The organism is Caballeronia sp. LZ008 (assembly GCF_031451435.1).
GTDB classification, from domain to species: domain Bacteria; phylum Pseudomonadota; class Gammaproteobacteria; order Burkholderiales; family Burkholderiaceae; genus Caballeronia; species Caballeronia zhejiangensis.
Genome location: NZ_JARUXK010000001.1, coordinates 2117165 through 2133604, shown reverse-complemented (window position 1 = coordinate 2133604; position 16440 = coordinate 2117165). Strand labels below are relative to the sequence as shown.

Annotated in this window: 14 protein-coding genes; 7 read left to right on the top strand and 7 right to left on the bottom strand. The window is 64.1% G+C overall.

The genetic code is table 11. The annotated features are described in order from the left end of the window. Positions 1 to 7 precede the first annotated feature (7 nt). The 3 genes from QCE49_RS09910 to QCE49_RS09900 form a co-directional block, all read right to left on the bottom strand. On the bottom strand, positions 8 to 1324 hold the full coding sequence (locus QCE49_RS09910) for an MFS transporter (RefSeq protein ID WP_008342460.1): 1317 nt from the start codon (positions 1322 to 1324) through the stop codon (positions 8 to 10). Positions 1325 to 1499: 175 nt separating this feature from the next. After that, positions 1500 to 2276, bottom strand: a complete 777-nt coding sequence (locus QCE49_RS09905) for an SDR family oxidoreductase (protein WP_175980390.1) — start codon at positions 2274 to 2276, stop codon at positions 1500 to 1502. A 10-nt stretch (positions 2277 to 2286) separates the two neighbouring features. Beyond that, positions 2287 to 3726 (bottom strand): aldehyde dehydrogenase family protein, encoded by a 1440-nt coding sequence (locus tag QCE49_RS09900; RefSeq protein WP_250435011.1) that lies wholly within the window; start codon positions 3724 to 3726, stop codon positions 2287 to 2289. Between the two features lie 188 nt (positions 3727 to 3914). Between QCE49_RS09900 and ppa the strand changes: the two genes are divergently transcribed. Next, entirely contained in the window at positions 3915 to 4442 is a 528-nt protein-coding gene (gene ppa / locus QCE49_RS09895; RefSeq protein ID WP_008342456.1) for an inorganic diphosphatase, read from the top strand. 51 nt (positions 4443 to 4493) lie between these two features. Here the strand turns inward: ppa and QCE49_RS09890 are convergent, their stop codons facing one another. Next, the gene (locus QCE49_RS09890; protein ID WP_008342455.1) at positions 4494 to 4787 is read right to left on the bottom strand and encodes a GIY-YIG nuclease family protein; all 294 of its coding nucleotides are present in this window, start codon (positions 4785 to 4787) and stop codon (positions 4494 to 4496) included. Between the two features lie 165 nt (positions 4788 to 4952). On the opposite strand from QCE49_RS09890, the gene QCE49_RS09885 reads away from it, so the two are divergent. From QCE49_RS09885 to QCE49_RS09865, 5 genes are all read left to right on the top strand, one after another. Next, complete coding sequence (locus tag QCE49_RS09885; protein ID WP_250457496.1) at positions 4953 to 6095, top strand: GNAT family N-acetyltransferase; 1143 nt, start codon at positions 4953 to 4955, stop codon at positions 6093 to 6095. Between the two features lie 55 nt (positions 6096 to 6150). Then, positions 6151 to 8205, top strand: coding sequence for an NAD(+) synthase (locus QCE49_RS09880; protein ID WP_250435009.1), 2055 nt, complete (start codon positions 6151 to 6153; stop codon positions 8203 to 8205). A 129-nt stretch (positions 8206 to 8334) separates the two neighbouring features. Next, positions 8335 to 8673 (top strand): P-II family nitrogen regulator, encoded by a 339-nt coding sequence (glnK, locus tag QCE49_RS09875; protein ID WP_008342452.1) that lies wholly within the window; start codon positions 8335 to 8337, stop codon positions 8671 to 8673. 167 nt (positions 8674 to 8840) lie between these two features. After that, positions 8841 to 10598: a cation:proton antiporter gene (locus QCE49_RS09870; protein WP_034472734.1), complete on the top strand. Its 1758-nt coding sequence runs from the start codon at positions 8841 to 8843 to the stop codon at positions 10596 to 10598. 162 nt (positions 10599 to 10760) lie between these two features. Beyond that, positions 10761 to 12167 carry a gamma-glutamyl-gamma-aminobutyrate hydrolase family protein gene (locus QCE49_RS09865; protein ID WP_008342450.1) on the top strand — a complete coding sequence of 469 codons (1407 nt, stop codon included), beginning with the start codon at positions 10761 to 10763 and terminating at the stop codon, positions 12165 to 12167. Positions 12168 to 12254: 87 nt separating this feature from the next. Here the strand turns inward: QCE49_RS09865 and QCE49_RS09860 are convergent, their stop codons facing one another. From QCE49_RS09860 to QCE49_RS09850, 3 genes are all read right to left on the bottom strand, one after another. Next, positions 12255 to 12968 (bottom strand): DUF2968 domain-containing protein, encoded by a 714-nt coding sequence (locus QCE49_RS09860; RefSeq protein WP_250457497.1) that lies wholly within the window; start codon positions 12966 to 12968, stop codon positions 12255 to 12257. A gap of 51 nt (positions 12969 to 13019) precedes the next feature. Further along, positions 13020 to 14039, bottom strand: coding sequence for a hypothetical protein (locus QCE49_RS09855; RefSeq protein WP_250457498.1), 1020 nt, complete (start codon positions 14037 to 14039; stop codon positions 13020 to 13022). Positions 14040 to 14250: 211 nt separating this feature from the next. Beyond that, entirely contained in the window at positions 14251 to 14763 is a 513-nt protein-coding gene (locus QCE49_RS09850) for a GNAT family N-acetyltransferase (RefSeq protein ID WP_250435007.1), read from the bottom strand. Between the two features lie 247 nt (positions 14764 to 15010). Here QCE49_RS09850 and QCE49_RS09845 point away from each other — a divergent pair, with 247 nt between their 5' ends. Continuing rightward, a complete protein-coding gene (locus tag QCE49_RS09845; protein WP_250457500.1) occupies positions 15011 to 16306 on the top strand; it encodes an MFS transporter in 1296 nt (431 codons plus the stop codon). The last annotated feature ends 134 nt before the right edge of the window (positions 16307 to 16440 follow it).

Below are 16440 nucleotides of genomic sequence, written 5' to 3'. Positions count from 1 at the left end.
CGCAACCTTACCGATTAACCAACCGCGCCGGCACACTAAGCACAAGCACAGCCCCAAGAACGAGAAAACCCGCGAGCATATACATCCCACTCGAATTAGAAGCAGTGACCTGCTTCAACCACCCCACGAGATAAGGACTCAAAAACCCGGCAAGATTCCCAAGCGAGTTGATCATCGCAATACCCGCAGCCGCCCCGGTGCCGGCAAGAAACGCCGTCGGCAGACTCCAGAACAGCGGCAGCGTCGTGAGAATGCCCATCGTGGCGAGCGTGAGGCCGAGCATCGCAAGCGTCGTGTTGTTGAACCACACCACCGACAGCACCAGTCCGATCGCACCGATCAACGCCGGAATCGCGATATGCCAGCGACGCTCGCCGGAACGATCCGCGCTGCGCGCCGCGTACAGCATGCCGATCACCGCCGCGCCATAAGGAATCGCGGAGAGCAGGCCGACATGCAGCGCATCCTTGATTCCCATCGACTTGATGATCGTCGGCAGCCAGAAGCTCACGCCATACAGTCCCATCACGAACGAGAAGTAGATGATGCTCATCAGCCACACTTTCGGGCTCGACAAGATCTTGCCCAGCGACAGATCTTCCTTCTGGACGTTATCCGCCGCGATGTTGCGTTCGAGCAGTTCGCGTTCTTCCTGCGTGAGCCAAGAAGCCTTCGAGATACGATCGTCGAGCTTCAGGAACACGACGATGCCGACGATGATCGACGGAATGCCTTCGAGCAGCAGCAGCCATTGCCAGCCGTGCCAGCCGTTCTTCATGTGGAACGCATCCATGATCCAGCCGCTGATCGGCCCGCCGATCAGACCCGAAAGCGCGATCGCCGTCATGAACAGCGTCGTGATGCGCCCGCGCCGCTGCGCCGGAAACCAGTACGTCAGATAAAGAATGATGCCGGGGAAGAAGCCCGCTTCCGCCGCGCCGAGCAGAAAGCGCATGACGTAGAACATCGTCGGCGTGGTGATGAACATCGTGAGCGCCGAAATGACGCCCCACGTAATCATGATCCGCGCGATCCACACGCGCGCGCCGACGCGATGCAAGATGATGTTCGACGGAATCTCGAAGATGAAGTAGCCGAAGAAGAAAATGCCCGCGCCGAAGCCGTACACGGCATCCGACAGTTGCAAATCGGCGGCCATCTGCAGCTTGGCGAAGCCGACGTTCACGCGGTCGAGATACGCCACGACATAACAGATCAGCAGAAGCGGCGCGAGACGCCAGACGACCTTTCGGTAAGTGGCCTCCTCGAACGCGGAAGGCGTGCCCGCGCCGGGGCGCGGCATGGGTTTGGCGGTGCTGGCCATGATGCTTGTCTCCAATATTTTTTGTGTGCGCCAGGCGAGCGGACGGGCCCGCTCGCGATTACAGGCGCGTAAGGATTCTAGCCCGTCGGCCGCACCGCAAAACGCCCGTTTCTGCTAGGGAAAGCACCGATGCCCGCACTCGCCGCACACGGCGCGCGGCGTGCGCGGGCAAGCGTCAGACGCAGCGTCCGCCGTCCACTTCGAGCGCGACGCCGGTGATGAACTCGGCATCGTCGGATGCGAGATAAAGCGCCGCGTTGGCGATGTCCTGAGGCGTCGAAAGCCGGCCGAGCGGTATCGTCGCGAGAAACTTGCGGCGGTTCTCGGGCGTGTCCTCCATGCCCATGAACTCGGAGAGCAGGGCGGTCTCGCCCATCACCGGATTGATGCAGTTCACGCGGATGCGGTCCGCGCCCAGTTCGACCGCGAGCGCCTTGCTCGCGATGATGACCGCCGCCTTGCTGCCGTTGTACCAGACGAGTCCCGGACGCGGCCGCACGCCCGCCGTCGACGCGATATTGATGAACGCGCCGCCGCCCCGTTCGCGAAAGTACGGCACGAACTGCTCGACGCTCCAATAGATGCTCTTCACGTTCACCGCGTAGACGCGGTCGAATTCGGCCTCGGTGACGTCGAGAACGGGCTTGTTACGGTGCGTCGTGCCCGCGTTGTTGACGACGATCTGCACGCTGCCGAAGTCCCCGATCGCGGCATCGAAGAGCGTTTGCCAGTCGGCGCGCTGCGTCACATCGCCTTGAACGGCGATCGCGCGGCCGTGCTTCACCTCCGGCGACGATGCGAGCGCGATCTCGCTCGCGACGCGCTCGGCGGCCGGCCCGTTCAGATCGTTGACGACGACGTTCGCGCCCTCACGCGCGAACGTCTTCGCGATGCCTTCGCCGAATCCCGAGCCGCCGCCCGTCACGATGACGGTTTTGCCTTGCAGTCGCATGCGTGTCTCCTTATCCGTGTTTGATGGCGATGGTCTTGAGCGTCGTGAAGCCGTACAGCGCCTCGAAGCCTTTCTCGCGTCCGTGTCCCGAATGCTTGACGCCGCCGAACGGCAATTCGATGCCGCCGCCCGCGCCGTAGTTGTTGATGAACACCTGTCCGGAACGCACGCGGCGCGCGAGCCGCATCTGACGCGCGCCGTCGCGGGTCCAGATGCCGGCGACGAGCCCGTAGTCGGTGCCGTTGGCGAGTCGGAGCGCGTCGGCTTCGTCGTCGAAGGGCATCGCGGCGAGCACCGGGCCGAACACTTCCTCGCGCGCGAGACGATGCGTCGGCGGGACGTCGCGCAACAGCGTCGGCGCCTGATAGAAGCCCGCTTCGGGCGCATCGCCGACGACTTCGCCGTGCGCGGCCATCGGAATGCCGTCGTGCTGCGCATCGGACAGAAAATCCCACACGCGCTGCTGCTGCTTCGCGCTGATGAGCGGGCCGCAGTCGAGATCGAGCTTGCTCGGACCGACCTTCAGCGCCGCGAACGCCTCCGAGAGACGATCCAGCAAGGGTTCGTACGCCGCGCGCTCGATCAGCACGCGGCTGCCCGCCGAGCACGTCTGTCCGGCGTTCTGCACGATCGCGGCGACGAGCACGGGGAGAGCGGCGTCGAAATCGGCATCGGCGAATACGATTTGCGGCGACTTGCCGCCGAGTTCCAGCGTGACGGGGACGTGATTGTCGGCGGCCATCTTGGTGACGGCCGCGCCCGTCGCGGGCGAGCCGGTGAACGAGATGTGATCGATGCCCGGATGCCGCGCGAGCGCCGCGCCCGCTTCGTGACCGTATCCGGTGACGATATTGAGCGCGCCATCCGGCAGGCCGGCTTCCGCCGCCAGTTCCGCGATGCGCAACAGCGACAGGCACGCGTCCTCCGCCGGCTTCACGACGCACGCGTTGCCCGTGGCGAGCGCCGCGCCGACGCTGCGCCCGAAAATCTGCAGCGGATAGTTCCACGGCACGATATGCCCGGTCACGCCGTGCGGCTCGCGGATCGTGAGCACGGTGTAGCCGTGCTGATAGGGCAGGGTTTCGCCGTGGAGCTTGTCGGCGGCGCCCGCGTAAAACTCGAAATAGCGCGCGATGCCGGTGGCGTCGGCGCGTGCCTGCTTCAGTGGCTTGCCGGTGTCGCGCGCCTCGACCTGCGCGATCTCCTCGTGGCACGCGCCGATCAGCATCGACAGGCGCGCGAGGATGCGCCCGCGTTCCGCCGCGCTCGTCGCGCCCCAGCCGCCGTCGAAGGCCGCGCGGGCGGCGGCGACCGCGCGGTCGATGTCCGCCGCGGTGCCCCGCGCGATCTGCGCGAAGATCTGGCCATCGGACGGATCGACGACCGGAATCGTCTCGTTGCCCGATGCCGCGATCCAGCGGTTATCGATGAAATGCTTCGCGTCTTCCATGCATGTCTCCTGAAATCGGATGTTCTGGAGCCGGAAACCGATTATCGCGCCAACCGGGAACGTGCGTCGGGCGTGCGGGGTCGATTGGCTATAATGGCGAAATCACGCGCAGACAAGCGCGACGGGCCGCAAGACACCGTCCGCCCGTGCGATTCCATCTCCGATCTCAACTTCTCCAGAGAGCGCTCATGAGCTTCAACAACGTACCTCCCGGCAAAGATCTCCCGCACGATTTCAACGTCATCATCGAAATTCCCGCGCAGAGCGATCCGGTCAAATACGAAGCGGACAAGGACATGGGCCTGCTCGTCGTCGACCGTTTCGTCGGCACCGGCATGCGCTATCCGGCGAACTACGGCTTCATTCCGCAGACGCTCTCCGGCGACGGCGACCCGGTCGACGTGCTCGTCATCACGCCGTATCCGCTGCTGGCGGGCTCGGTCGTGCGCGCGCGCGCGGTCGGCATGCTGCAGATGACCGATGAATCGGGCGTGGACGCGAAGCTCGTCGCGGTGGCGCACGACAAGGTCTGCCCGATGACGGCGAACATCAAGTCGATCGACGACGTGCCCGAGTATCTGAAAGACCAGATCAAGCACTTCTTCGAGAACTACAAGGCGCTCGAAAAGGGCAAGTGGGTGAAGGTCGAAGGCTGGGCCGGCATCGACGCCGCGCACAAGGAAATCTCGGAAGGCGTCGCGAACTACAAGAAGTAAACGCGTTCTCCGACAAAACGCCGCCGCGTGTCACCCACGCGGCGGCGTTTTTTATTCTTCTTCGCTTGCTTCGGTCTGAGGCAACAACGACTCCAGCGTCCTTTCCCCCGCAATCAACGCGCGCTTCTGCTGCGCGGTCAGTTGCTTGACGCGATATTCCGCGCGCAGCGCCTCCGATTTCCCCGCCAGTTCGAACGACGCCAGCACGCGCACCGGCTTTCGCGCCCGCGTGTAGCGCGCGCCCTTGCCGCTCGCGTGCGCGGTGAAGCGCGCCTCGACGTCCGTCGCGATGCCCGTGTAGAGGCTGCCGTCGGCGCATTCGATCAGGTACAGAAACCAGGGCATGGGAGAACGATGAAAGATTTGCCGCGCATTATCGCCGAAAGCACCGCGCCGGGGCGTTTTGTCCGCATCGGCGCGCCGCTGCGACTTGCGCGAGAATAGCCGCTTTCGGGCGCGCTCTGCGATGGTTCGAGCGCGCTCGTCGGTCAATCACAGCGAGGTAGCCTGTTGAATCGCGAGGTCGAAATTCATGTGGTCGATGCGCTCGCCGACATCGCCGCCGACGACTGGAACCGGCTCGCCGGCGACAACCCGTTCGTGCGTCACGCGTTTCTCTCGGCGTTGCAGGAGACGGAGTGCGCCGTCAAGCGCACCGGCTGGCGCGCGCATCATCTGATACTGAAGCGCGGCGGCGAATTTGCCGGCGCGATGCCGCTCTACATCAAGTCGCATTCGCGCGGCGAATACGTGTTCGATCACGCCTGGGCCGATGCCTTCGAGCGCCACGGTCTGCGCTACTACCCGAAGGCGCTGTCGGCGGTGCCGTTTTCGCCGGTCACGGGCCCGCGCCTCATCGCCGCGCATCACGAGGATCGCGTGCTGCTCGCGCGCGGCGCGATCGAATTGACGCGGCGACTCGAACTGTCGTCGCTGCACGTGCTGTTTCCGCACGCGCAGGATGTCGAGGCGCTCACCGACGCGGGCTACATGCTGCGCGAAGGCGTGCAGTTCCACTGGGAGAATCTGCCCGGCGATGGCTACGCGAGCTTCGACGCCTTCCTCGCGACGATGAGCCACGACAAGCGCAAGAAAGTGAAGCAGGATCGCCGGCGCGTGGCGGATGCGGGCGTCACGTACAAGTGCCTGCGCGGTGGCGAAATCGACGATGCCGCGCTCGACTTCTTCTACGACTGTTACGACAACACGTATCGCGAGCACTGGAACGCGCCGTATCTGACGCGCGAGTTCTTCGGCCGCATTCACGCCGATGCGCCCGACAGCATGCTGCTCGTCATCGCCGAAGCGGACGGCGAGCGCCTCGCATGCGCGCTCAACATGATCGGCGGCGACACGATGTACGGCCGCTATTGGGGCACGCGGGAGTTCGTCTCCGGGCTGCACTTCGAGACGTGCTACATGCAGGGCATCGCGTATTGCATCGAACATAGGCTCGCGCGTTTCGAGGGCGGCGCGCAGGGTGTGCACAAGATGTCGCGCGGACTGTTGCCGACGCCGACATGGTCCGCGCACTGGATCGCGGATCAGCGTTTCGCGCACGCGATCGCCGAATTTCTCGATGCCGAAACGCAGGCGATGGATCAGCACATCGAGGAACTCGAAGCGCACACGCCGTTCAGGAAGAAAACCTGAGATGCGATAATCGATTCGACCCCTTCGCTGCAACTCGCGCACATCCATGTCAGCCATGAGCAGAAATTTCTTCAACCTGTACAGCCACGATTTCGCGCGCGTCGCGGTCGGCGTTCCGTCCTGCAAGGTCGCCGATCCCGCGTTCAACGCGGCGCAGACGATCGAACTCGCGAAAGAAGCCGCCGCGCACGGCGCGGTGCTCGTCGCGTTTCCCGAGCTCGGGGTGTCCGCGTATACCTGCGACGATCTCTTCCATCAGCGCGCCTTGCTCGACGCGTGCGAGGACGCGCTGCAAAGCATTCTCGACGCATCGAAGCAACTCGATATCGCGATGATCGTCGGCGCGCCGGTGCGCGCCGAGCACAAGCTGTTCAACTGCGCGATCGTCATCGCCGGCGGCTTCATTCGCGGCGTCGTGCCGAAGAGCTATCTGCCGAACTACGGCGAGTTCTACGAGGCGCGCCAGTTCAGTCCCGCCGATGCCGCCGCCGAAAACACGGTCACGCTATGCGGTCAGGACGTGCCGTTCGGCGCGTCGCTGCTGTTTCAGATCGAGGATCTTCCGCTCTTCCGGTTTCACGTCGAGATTTGCGAGGACGTTTGGGTGCCGATTCCGCCGTCGTCGTTCGCGGCGCTTGCGGGCGCGACCGTGCTCGTGAATCTGTCGGCGTCGAATATCGTCGTGGGCAAGTCGGCTTATCGGCATCAGCTCGTCGGGCAGCAGTCTGCGCGTTGCGTCGCGGCGTATCTGTACACATCGGCGGGCAATGGCGAATCGTCCACCGATCTCGCCTGGGACGGGCAAGGCCTCATCTACGAAAACGGCGAGCTGCTGGCGGAGTCCGAGCGCTTCTCGGACCAGTCGCACCTCATTTACGCCGATATCGATCTCGAACGCCTCTCGCGCGAACGCATGCGGCAAACCACGTTCGGCCGCTCGACGCATCGCCACGCCGGCGAAGTCGCGCAATTCGACGTGATCGAATTTCCGCTATCGATTCCCGACGATGAAAAGCTGCCGCTCGAACGCCGGGTCGCGCGCTTTCCGTACGTGCCCGCCGATGCCGCGCGCCGCGACGAACGATGCAACGAGGTCTACAACATTCAGGTGCAGGCGTTGCTGCAACGGCTGCAATCGTCGGGGATGTCGAAGGTGGTCATCGGCATATCGGGCGGGCTGGACTCGACGCATGCACTGCTCGTGTGCGCGAAAGCGATGGACCGCCTCGGTCTGCCGCGCTCGAACATCCTCGCCTATACGATGCCCGGCTTCGCCACCAGCGACCGCACGCTCAAGCAGGCGCGCGAGCTGATGGAAGTCGTCGGCTGCACGGCGAGCGAGATCGACATTCGTCCGAGCTGCGTGCAGATGCTCGCCGACATCGGCCATCCGCACAGCACGGGCGCCGAACAATACGACATCACGTACGAGAACGTGCAGGCGGGCGAACGCACGAGCCATCTGTTCCGGCTTGCGAACTTCAACCATGCGATCGTCATCGGCACGGGCGATCTGAGCGAGCTCGCACTTGGTTGGTGCACCTACGGAGTGGGCGATCACATGTCCCACTACAACGTGAACGCGAGCGTGCCGAAGACGCTGATCACGCATCTGGTGCGCTGGGTTGCCGAGTCGGGACAGATCGGCGGAAGCGGAACCGATGTGCTCGAAAACATCCTCTCCACCGATATCAGCCCGGAACTCATCCCCGGCAAGACGAGCGGCGTGGTGGAGCAGAAGACGGAGAGCGTGATCGGCCCGTACGAATTGCAGGACTTCAACCTGTACTACACGTTGCGCTTCGGCTTTGCACCAACGAAGGTCGCGTTTCTCGCGTTGCATGCATGGCGCGATCGCGATGCGGGCGCGTGGCCGGAAGGCCCGACCGTTACGCGGAATCAATACGACATCGGCGAGATCCGCAAAAATCTGCGCATCTTCCTGGATCGGTTCTTCCGCACGAGCCAGTTCAAGCGCTCATGCGTGCCGAACGCGCCGAAGGTCGGCTCGGGCGGCTCGCTTTCGCCGCGCGGCGACTGGCGCGCGCCGAGCGACGGCCAGGCGACGGTGTGGCTCGCGGACCTCGAACGCGTGCCGACGAAGGAGTGATATCCGACGTCCTCGCGAATATACGGACCGCCTGCTCGATGAAACGCGGCTAGAATCGAAAACATCTGTCCCGCGCGGGACACGACCTTTTTTCGAACCCCTTGAATCGATCTTTACGCGAGGCACGCCATGAAACGCATCACCGCCATCATCAAACCGTTCAAGCTCGACGAAGTTCGCGAAGCGCTGGCCGAAGTGGGCCTGACCGGTCTCACGGTCACGGAAGTGAAGGGCTTCGGCCGTCAGAAGGGGCATACCGAGCTTTATCGTGGTGCAGAGTATGTCGTCGACTTCCTGCCGAAGGTGAAGATCGAAGTCGTCGTCGCGAACGATCAAACCGATCAGGTCATCGACGCGATCATCGGCGCCGCGCGCACGGGCAAGATCGGCGACGGCAAGATCTTCGTCGCCGATGTCGAGCGCGTGATCCGCATTCGCACCGGCGAGGAAAACGAAGCGGCAGTCTGAGCGCCGTTGTTCTTTCGTTTTCATCGAGGCCCGCCATTTGCGCGGGCCTTTTCTTTGCGCTTGCACCAGCGCGATGCGCGTCCAAAAGATCGCTTGCCGGAGGGCAGGAATCCGCGTCCGTGCGGTAACATCGGCTATCCCATTATCATTTTGTAAGGAAATAGTTGATGCATCACGCGATCGGCTTCATTCAGGATCTCGCAGTGATCATGGCCATCGCGGGCGTGGTGACGGTGCTCTTTCACCGTCTGCGGCAGCCGGTCGTGCTGGGTTATATCGCGGCGGGCGTGATCATCGGGCCGTACACGCCGCCGTTCAATCTGATCCACGACGAAGCGACCATCCAGACGCTCGGCGAACTCGGCGTCGTCTTCCTGATGTTTTCGCTCGGGCTCGAATTCAGCTTGCGCAAGCTCTTCAAGGTCGGCGCGACCGCCTTCGTCGCCGCGCTTTCGGAAATCGTGCTGATGATCTGGGTCGGCTACGAGATCGGGCGATGGTTCGGCTGGAGCTCGATGGACTCGCTCTTTCTCGGCGCGATGCTCGCGATCTCGTCGACAACCATCATCGTGAAGGCGCTTTCCGAACTCGGCATGAAGGGCGAGCACTTCGCGCAGATCGTGTTCGGCATTCTGATCGTCGAAGACATACTCGCGATCGCGATGCTCGTGCTGCTCTCCGGCATCGCGCAGACGGGGTCCGTAAGCGCTGGCGTCGCGGTCGTCACGCTCGGCAAGCTGCTGCTTTTCATGACGGTGTCGCTGGTCGTCGGCATTCTCACGGTGCCGCGCGCGCTCAACTACGTCGCGAAGGCGAAGAGCGACGAGATGCTGCTCGTCACCGTGCTCGGCTTCTGCTTCGGCTTCTGCCTGCTCGTCGTGAAGCTCGATTATTCGATCGCGCTCGGCGCGTTTCTCATCGGCGCGATCATGGCGGAGTCGCGGCATCTCGCGCGCATCGAGCATCTGATCGCGCCGGTGCGCGACATGTTCTCGGCGATCTTCTTCGTCACCATCGGTTTGCTGCTGAACCCGACGGTGCTCGTCGACTACGCGTGGCCGATCGCCGTCATCACGATTGCCGTCGTGCTCGGCAAGATCGTGTCGTGCGGGCTCGGCGCGTTTCTCGCCGGCAAGGACGGCCGCACGTCGATGCGCGTCGGCATGAGCGTCTCGCAGATCGGCGAGTTCTCGTTCATCATCGCGTCGCTCGGCCTGTCGCTGAAGGTCACGAGCAGCTTTCTCTATCCGATCGCGGTGGCCGTGTCCGCGCTCACGACGCTCTTCACGCCGTATCTGATCCGCGCCGCCGATCCGCTCACGATGCGCCTTTCCCGCGCGATGCCCGCGCCGCTCGCGCATACCTTCGGCCTGTATTCGCAGTGGCTCGCGAGCCTGACGCCCGCGTCCGGCGGCCCGACGCTTTTCTCGATGACGCGGCGCATCGTCATGCAGATCGCGGTGAATCTGGCGCTCGTCGCGGCGATTTTTCTCGGCGCGTCGTATGCGGCGCCGTTCGCGTCGGGCTATCTCGCGCGCTGGCTCGACACCGATAACGCGCAGCGCGTCGTGCTGTGGGGCGCCGCGTTGGTGATCGCGCTGCCGTTTCTCGTCGCGGTGTATCGCAAGCTCGAATCGCTCGCGCTGCTGCTCGCCGAAGTGAGCGTGCAGCCCGCGAAAGCGGGGCGCTTCACGAGCGCGATCCGTTCGGCGATTTCCGGGCTCATTCCGATCGTCGCGATGTTCGGCGTCTTCCTGCTCGTCGCGGCACTGTCGGGCGGGATCCTGCCGCCGTTCGGGTTGATGGTCGGCGTGCTCGTGTGCGTCGCGCTGTTGCTGACGGTGTTGTGGCGCTGGTGCGTGAAAATCCACGCGACGATGCAGATCGCCTTGCGCGAGACCTTCGAGGAGCCGCGCGACCATTGAGGGTTTTCGTCACGGGATAGCCCCGACAGCGGCCCGCACCGGGTTCCCGCGATAATGTGAGCCAATGTGACCAAATGTGTGCTGGTTTGCCCCGTGCAGGTCTCAGGCGGATAATCGGGGTTTGTCCACTCTCCTTATGGCGTTCGAGCGCCTGAATCAGGAATGAGCGATAACAAAACGTCCAACGACGCAAGCAGCACCGACGCCCGCCGCAGCGGCGCCGATTCACAAGCGGCCCCGCGCAGCGCGAACCCGACGGCCTCGCCCGAAGCCGCCGCCGCGGCCTCGGCGCCCGGTCCGCAGGCGAGCGCGACCGAACGGGCATCGACGGATGCGCCTTCGAGCGCGTCGAACGTCGAGCCGGCCGACACGGCGCAAGCCCGCCGCGACGACGCGCTGCAGGACGCTCGCGAGGCGCGCGCATCGGCGGCTAGCGCGACCGCCGCGCAGGAAGCCGCGGTGCGCGAGAAGCAGCGCGCATCGGCGAAACCGCGTGCGAGCCTCGCCGAAAACTTCGAGGCCGCGACCGATGCGGAAGCCGCCAGCACCGCGAACGCGCAATCCGCGTCATCCGATTCCCCGACTGGCCGCGCCACCGTTCTGCCGCCCGAATTCACCGAGGCGCCGGACTTCGGCAAGCTCAATCCGCCGCCGCTGCCCGCCACCGAGCAGACGTCCGCGCAGCCTCAACCCGCGTATCTCAAGCAATCCGATTCGGCGTGGTCCGTCTTTGGCCGCGTGATCGCGGCGCGCGCGCGGCAGATTTTCGATCGCGCGGGACAGCGCATGACTCAGCGCACGTTGCGCATCGGCGTGTCGGCGCGGATCTTTCATCCGGAGCCGGGCGCGAAAGGCTTGCGCGGCAAGACGCTGCAATATCTCGAGGAATCCATCGCGCATTGGGTGATGTCGCGCGACGTGCTCGTGTTCATGATTCCGACGGTCGGCAATCAGGGCATGCTGCACACGAGCAATATCCGTCTGCGCGACTACGCGAAGCATCTCGACGGCCTGCTGCTGCAAGGCGGCGCGGACGTCTCGCCGCAGTCGTACGAAGAAGCGACGACGCGTCCCGAATGGCCGGGCGACCGCGTGCGCGATATGTACGAACTGGAGTTGCTGCATGAGTTCGTCGAGTCGGGCAAGCCGGTGCTCGGCGTGTGCCGCGGCTGTCAGCTCATCAACGTGGCGTTCGGCGGCACGCTTTACGGCGACATCGCCACCGATGTGCCCACGGCCGGCATCCACGTCAACGAGCAGTACGACCAGCATAGGCATTCGATCCGCTTCCCCGAAGGCTCCACGCTCGTCAACATGTTCCCCAACCAGCGCGAGGCGATCGTCAACTCGATCCACCATCAGGCGGTGAAGACGATCGGGCGCGATCTGAACATCGAGGCGGTGTCGGCCTCCGATGGGATCATCGAGGCGGTGCGCTACCGGAAGGCGCCGTTTGTCGTCGGCGTGCAGTGGCATCCGGAGTTTCATCGCGCGGGCGGCGCGGAACTGCTCGATTGCACGCCGCTGCTCGATACGTTTCTGCGCGTCGCGCGCGAAACACGCTTCTGACGCGAGACGCGTTTTCGACGTCGCCAAGCAGGAAGGCCCGCTCGGATCGAGCGGGCCTTCTTCGTTTTCAGATGCGTATCGCGCAGATCAACGCGACGGCGACGCGCTCACCGGCGCGAGTCCGGCTTCCGTCTGCTTTTGAAGCTGCTCGACCTGCAACTGCAGCGTGCGCAGCTTGCGTTCGGCTTCGAGCTTGTCCGTCTGCAGCACGGCCGATTCGGCCTGCAATTGCTGCTGACGTTGCGACACCTGCGAATCCTGCTGCTGCGCGAGTTCGAGATCGGCGGTGAGACGGTTGGCGCGATCCGCCGATTTCGCGATCACGCGATCGAGCAGCGCTTTCTGCGCCTGCAATTGCGCGCGGCGGATTTCGCCATCGGCAAGCTCGAAGCTCTTGCGTGAGAACTGCGCGTAGATCGTTTCCGCGCGGGCCGCGTCCTGTGTCTTCACGACGCGCCACAAGCGCGCTTCCTGCGACAGCGCGACGTAATACAGCATTTCCTGCGCGAGGAAGTAGAGCCGCGCCCCGTAACTGCCGTTGCGCGTGGCGCGCAACTCGGTGAGGCTTCCCGCCTGCACGAGACTCTGCAACTCGGCGATGTTCCCCTCGACGCGCGGCGCGTTCGAGTTGGCGGTCAAGTCGGAGAGGTCTACGGGCGCGGGTTGCGCGGGCTCGCTTGCGGCGGATTTCGCCGCCGTTGCGGGCGCCGCGAACGTGCTGCCGAAAGGCGCAAGGAAACCACACAGCGACAAGGCGAGGGCGAGCGTCGCGTAACGGAGATGATGACGTAGTTGCTTCATGTTGGCGTCGTGGCCGGGAATGGTTGATCGTTCTGATGCGTATTGCGCGCTTCAGCGCGCGCTGTTCGCGGATGCGCGACCGGACGAGGCCGCGTTGCTGTCGAGTGTCGGTGAGTGCTGAAGCATCGCGTAGAGCGTGGCCGGATTCGTCGATTCCGACGCCTTCGACTGGCTCGCGATTGTTGCGGCCGGCGTCGAGCGCGTGCGCCGCGCGGGTCCGTGCTTGGCGGACCGGCTCGCGATTTTTTCGACCCGCGTCGCCCGCGCCGGTCGCGCCGATTCCTGCTTCACGACGCGCGCGTCCGACGCAGGGATGCGGTAAAAGGCCGGCTTCCCTCGCGGCGTCAGTACGGCTCGCACACGACCGCCGTTCTTTTCCGGTCCTGCCGTCGATGCCGCAGGTGACTTCGGATTGTCAGCAGTCACGATTCCTGGCGCGACGGAGTCATTGGCGGTTGCGGCCGGGAGCGAGGCGGGAGGCTCCGCGACCGAAGGCTGCGCGTCCGTCGCGGGTTGATCGGCCGTCGATACGGCGGTCGCCGCGACCGGCGCCGGAGCCGATGCGGGCTCGGCTTGCTGCGTGCGCGTCTCGCTCTGCGCAGCCGGTGCGGCGTCGCGCTTCGAGTCCGACGGATATCCGAGCACGAGCCATACGATGAACACGCCGCAAGCCGCCGCGATCGCAGTCGCGACCGGCGCGCTCAGGCGATAGGTCCGCGCGGTCTTCGGAGCGTTGACCGCCAGTTGGATGGGATCGGTGCGCGAGTCGCTGGCGTTGCTCGGGGCATTCGAGCCTTGCATGAGGCGCAGCATCGCGCGGGGAATGTCCTCTTTGCCGAACACGCCCCACAGACTCGTGGCGCGATAGGGCGAACTGGTGTCGGACAGGCTCAGCGCCGGCACATAAGCCGTGGCGAAGCGCGCGGCGAACAGCGCGACTTCAGATGCCGACTGGACAGGTCGCGCGCACGCGGGCGTCCACTCGCAACCGAATTTCAAGGACGGATCCTTCAGCACGCGCAGCGCCGGCAGACGCAGATTGCCTTCCACTACGATCAAGGGTTCGGACATGAAGATTCCACATGCATGCGCCCGGGCGTGGGCAACGCGACAACTCACCCGGACCATCGTGGTGTATGGAGACAGCACCGCGGGTTCGACGCGAGAATCGCCGAAATTTCGACCCGCGATCATACGAAACGGTCACGTCCCCGACGACCAGAAGATTCCTATTGTCGATTTTTGACAGGAATGCTTATTGACCGAGCCGATCCTCGTGTGCTCAGTCGAGCGGATACACGTATCGAAGAGAGAAAAGCGCGACGCCCGCCATGTGATCCGCTTCGCGCGCCGCGAGTTGCCAGCCGCGCGATTCGTAAAAGCCGATCGCCGCGGCGTTCTGTTCGAGCACGGAAAGATACAGTTCCCGCGCCCCGCGTGCGCGTGCCCAACGCGCCGCTTCCTCGAGCATCGCGGTGCCGGTGCCGAGGCCGCGATGTCCCGGCAGCGCGTGCAGATTGTCGACGAGCACGCTGCCCGCCGCATCCGGCTCGACGAGACAGATGAAGCCGACCGGCTCGCCCTCGTGCTCCGCGATGAACACGGTCGCCGCGCCGGCCGCGACATCCTTCATGCGCGCGATCCAGTGTTCGGCGCGCTCCGCGCTCAGATCGCGATCGAGATACTCGTCCGGCAGGATGCCCCGATACGCCGACGCCCAACTCGACGCGTGCATCGAGGCGATGAGGGCGGTGTCTTCGGCGGTCGCCGTGCGTAGCCTGATATTCGCGTTCATCTTTTGAGGTGCTGTCAGTTAAAAGTTAGGCATACGTAATCGTATTTTAAGCTTTATTTCGGCGATATTGCACGAAGTTGTGTACAGTCGCGAGCGGCGCGGCGTTAAGATTGTCGACGTTGCGCTTACAAAAGATGGCACAAGTCGTCCCGTCGTCGCGGCCGGCCGAGCACGGCGACCGTCTACGGTCTTGCGGCCACGCCGAAACCAAAAACTGAAGTGCGCCCACAGCTCTTTCGAGAAATTCATGTCCACAGCCCACGTAGCACCCGCCAACGAGTCGAAGTTCAAGACGGTGTTTCGCGTCGTCAGCGGAAACTTCCTTGAAATGTATGACTTCATGGTCTACGGCTATTACGCCTCGGCGATCGCCAAAACCTATTTTCCGAGCGGCAACGAATTCGCCTCGCTGATGCTCGCGCTGTCCGTCTTCGGCGCGGGCTTTCTGATGCGGCCGGTCGGCGCCATCGTGCTCGGCGCCTATATCGATCATCACGGCCGGCGCAAGGGCCTGATCCTCACGCTCGGGCTGATGGCCGCCGGGACCGCGTGCGTCGCGCTCGTGCCGGGCTACGCGACCATCGGTGCGCTCGCGCCGGTCATCGTACTAGGCGGGCGGCTGCTGCAAGGATTCTCGGCCGGCGTGGAGCTGGGCGGCGTCTCCGTGTATCTGTCCGAGATCGCGACCAGGGGCAACAAGGGCTTCTATTGTTCGTGGCAGTCGGGCAGCCAGCAGGTCGCCGTCGTGTTCGCCGCCCTGATCGGCGTCGTCATGAACCGGCTCCTTCCGCCCGAGCAGATGACCGCGTGGGGCTGGCGCGTGCCGTTTTTGATCGGCTGCCTGATCGTGCCGTTTCTCTTCATCGTGCGGCGCTCGCTGCGTGAAACAGACGAGTTCCTCGCGCGGAAGCATCGTCCGAGCATGGGCGAGATCGCGCGCTCGATCGGGCAGAACTGGGGCATCGTGCTGGCCGGCATGGGCATGGTCATCATGACGACGGTGTCGTTCTACATGATCACCGCGTACACGCCGACCTTCGGCAAGGAAGTGCTGAAGCTCTCCGCGATCGATGCGCTCGTCGTGACCGTATGCGTCGGCATCTCGAATCTCGTCTGGCTGCCGCTGATGGGCGCGGTCTCGGATCGCGTCGGCCGCCGCCCGGTGCTGCTCGTCTTTACGATTCTCACCATTCTGACGTCGTATCCGGTCGTGCAATGGCTCGTCGCGGAGCCGTCGTTCGTGCGTCTGCTGATGTGCGAATTGTGGCTCTCGTTCCTGTACGGCAGCTACAACGGCGCGATGGTGGTGGCGCTGACCGAAGTAATGCCCGTCGATGTACGCACGACCGGCTTCTCGATGGCCTATAGCCTCGCGACGACCATCGGCGGTTTCACGCCCGCGATCTCGACGTATCTGATCCACGCGACCGGCAACAAGGCCGCGCCCGGACTGTGGATGGGACTTGCCGCGGTGTGCGGCCTGATCGCGACGCTCGTGCTGTATCGCTCGCCCGAGGCGCGCAATCAGTACAAGACGGCGTGATCCGGCTGAACAGTCGAAAAAAATCCCCGCCGATGAATGAACTGCACCCCAAAAGTTGGACACCCGTTCAACGATTTGGGGTGTTTTTTCATGAGCAAGTACAGCGCACGACTCAAGAGCAGAGTCGTTCAAGA

What these genes read in the sequence shown, in the direction of transcription:
- QCE49_RS09910 (WP_008342460.1), bottom strand. Translation starts at nt 1,324, where the DNA reads ATGGCCAGCACCGCCAAACCCATGCCGCGCCCCGGCGCGGGCACGCCT.
- QCE49_RS09870 (WP_034472734.1), top strand. Translation starts at nt 8,841, where the DNA reads ATGCATCACGCGATCGGCTTCATTCAGGATCTCGCAGTGATCATGGCC.
- QCE49_RS09845 (WP_250457500.1), top strand. Translation starts at nt 15,011, where the DNA reads ATGTCCACAGCCCACGTAGCACCCGCCAACGAGTCGAAGTTCAAGACG.
- QCE49_RS09890 (WP_008342455.1), bottom strand. Translation starts at nt 4,787, where the DNA reads ATGCCCTGGTTTCTGTACCTGATCGAATGCGCCGACGGCAGCCTCTAC.
- QCE49_RS09865 (WP_008342450.1), top strand. Translation starts at nt 10,761, where the DNA reads ATGAGCGATAACAAAACGTCCAACGACGCAAGCAGCACCGACGCCCGC.
- QCE49_RS09860 (WP_250457497.1), bottom strand. Translation starts at nt 12,968, where the DNA reads ATGAAGCAACTACGTCATCATCTCCGTTACGCGACGCTCGCCCTCGCC.
- ppa (WP_008342456.1), top strand. Translation starts at nt 3,915, where the DNA reads ATGAGCTTCAACAACGTACCTCCCGGCAAAGATCTCCCGCACGATTTC.
- QCE49_RS09905 (WP_175980390.1), bottom strand. Translation starts at nt 2,276, where the DNA reads ATGCGACTGCAAGGCAAAACCGTCATCGTGACGGGCGGCGGCTCGGGA.
- QCE49_RS09855 (WP_250457498.1), bottom strand. Translation starts at nt 14,039, where the DNA reads ATGTCCGAACCCTTGATCGTAGTGGAAGGCAATCTGCGTCTGCCGGCG.
- QCE49_RS09850 (WP_250435007.1), bottom strand. Translation starts at nt 14,763, where the DNA reads ATGAACGCGAATATCAGGCTACGCACGGCGACCGCCGAAGACACCGCC.
- QCE49_RS09880 (WP_250435009.1), top strand. Translation starts at nt 6,151, where the DNA reads ATGAGCAGAAATTTCTTCAACCTGTACAGCCACGATTTCGCGCGCGTC.
- QCE49_RS09900 (WP_250435011.1), bottom strand. Translation starts at nt 3,726, where the DNA reads ATGGAAGACGCGAAGCATTTCATCGATAACCGCTGGATCGCGGCATCG.
- glnK (WP_008342452.1), top strand. Translation starts at nt 8,335, where the DNA reads ATGAAACGCATCACCGCCATCATCAAACCGTTCAAGCTCGACGAAGTT.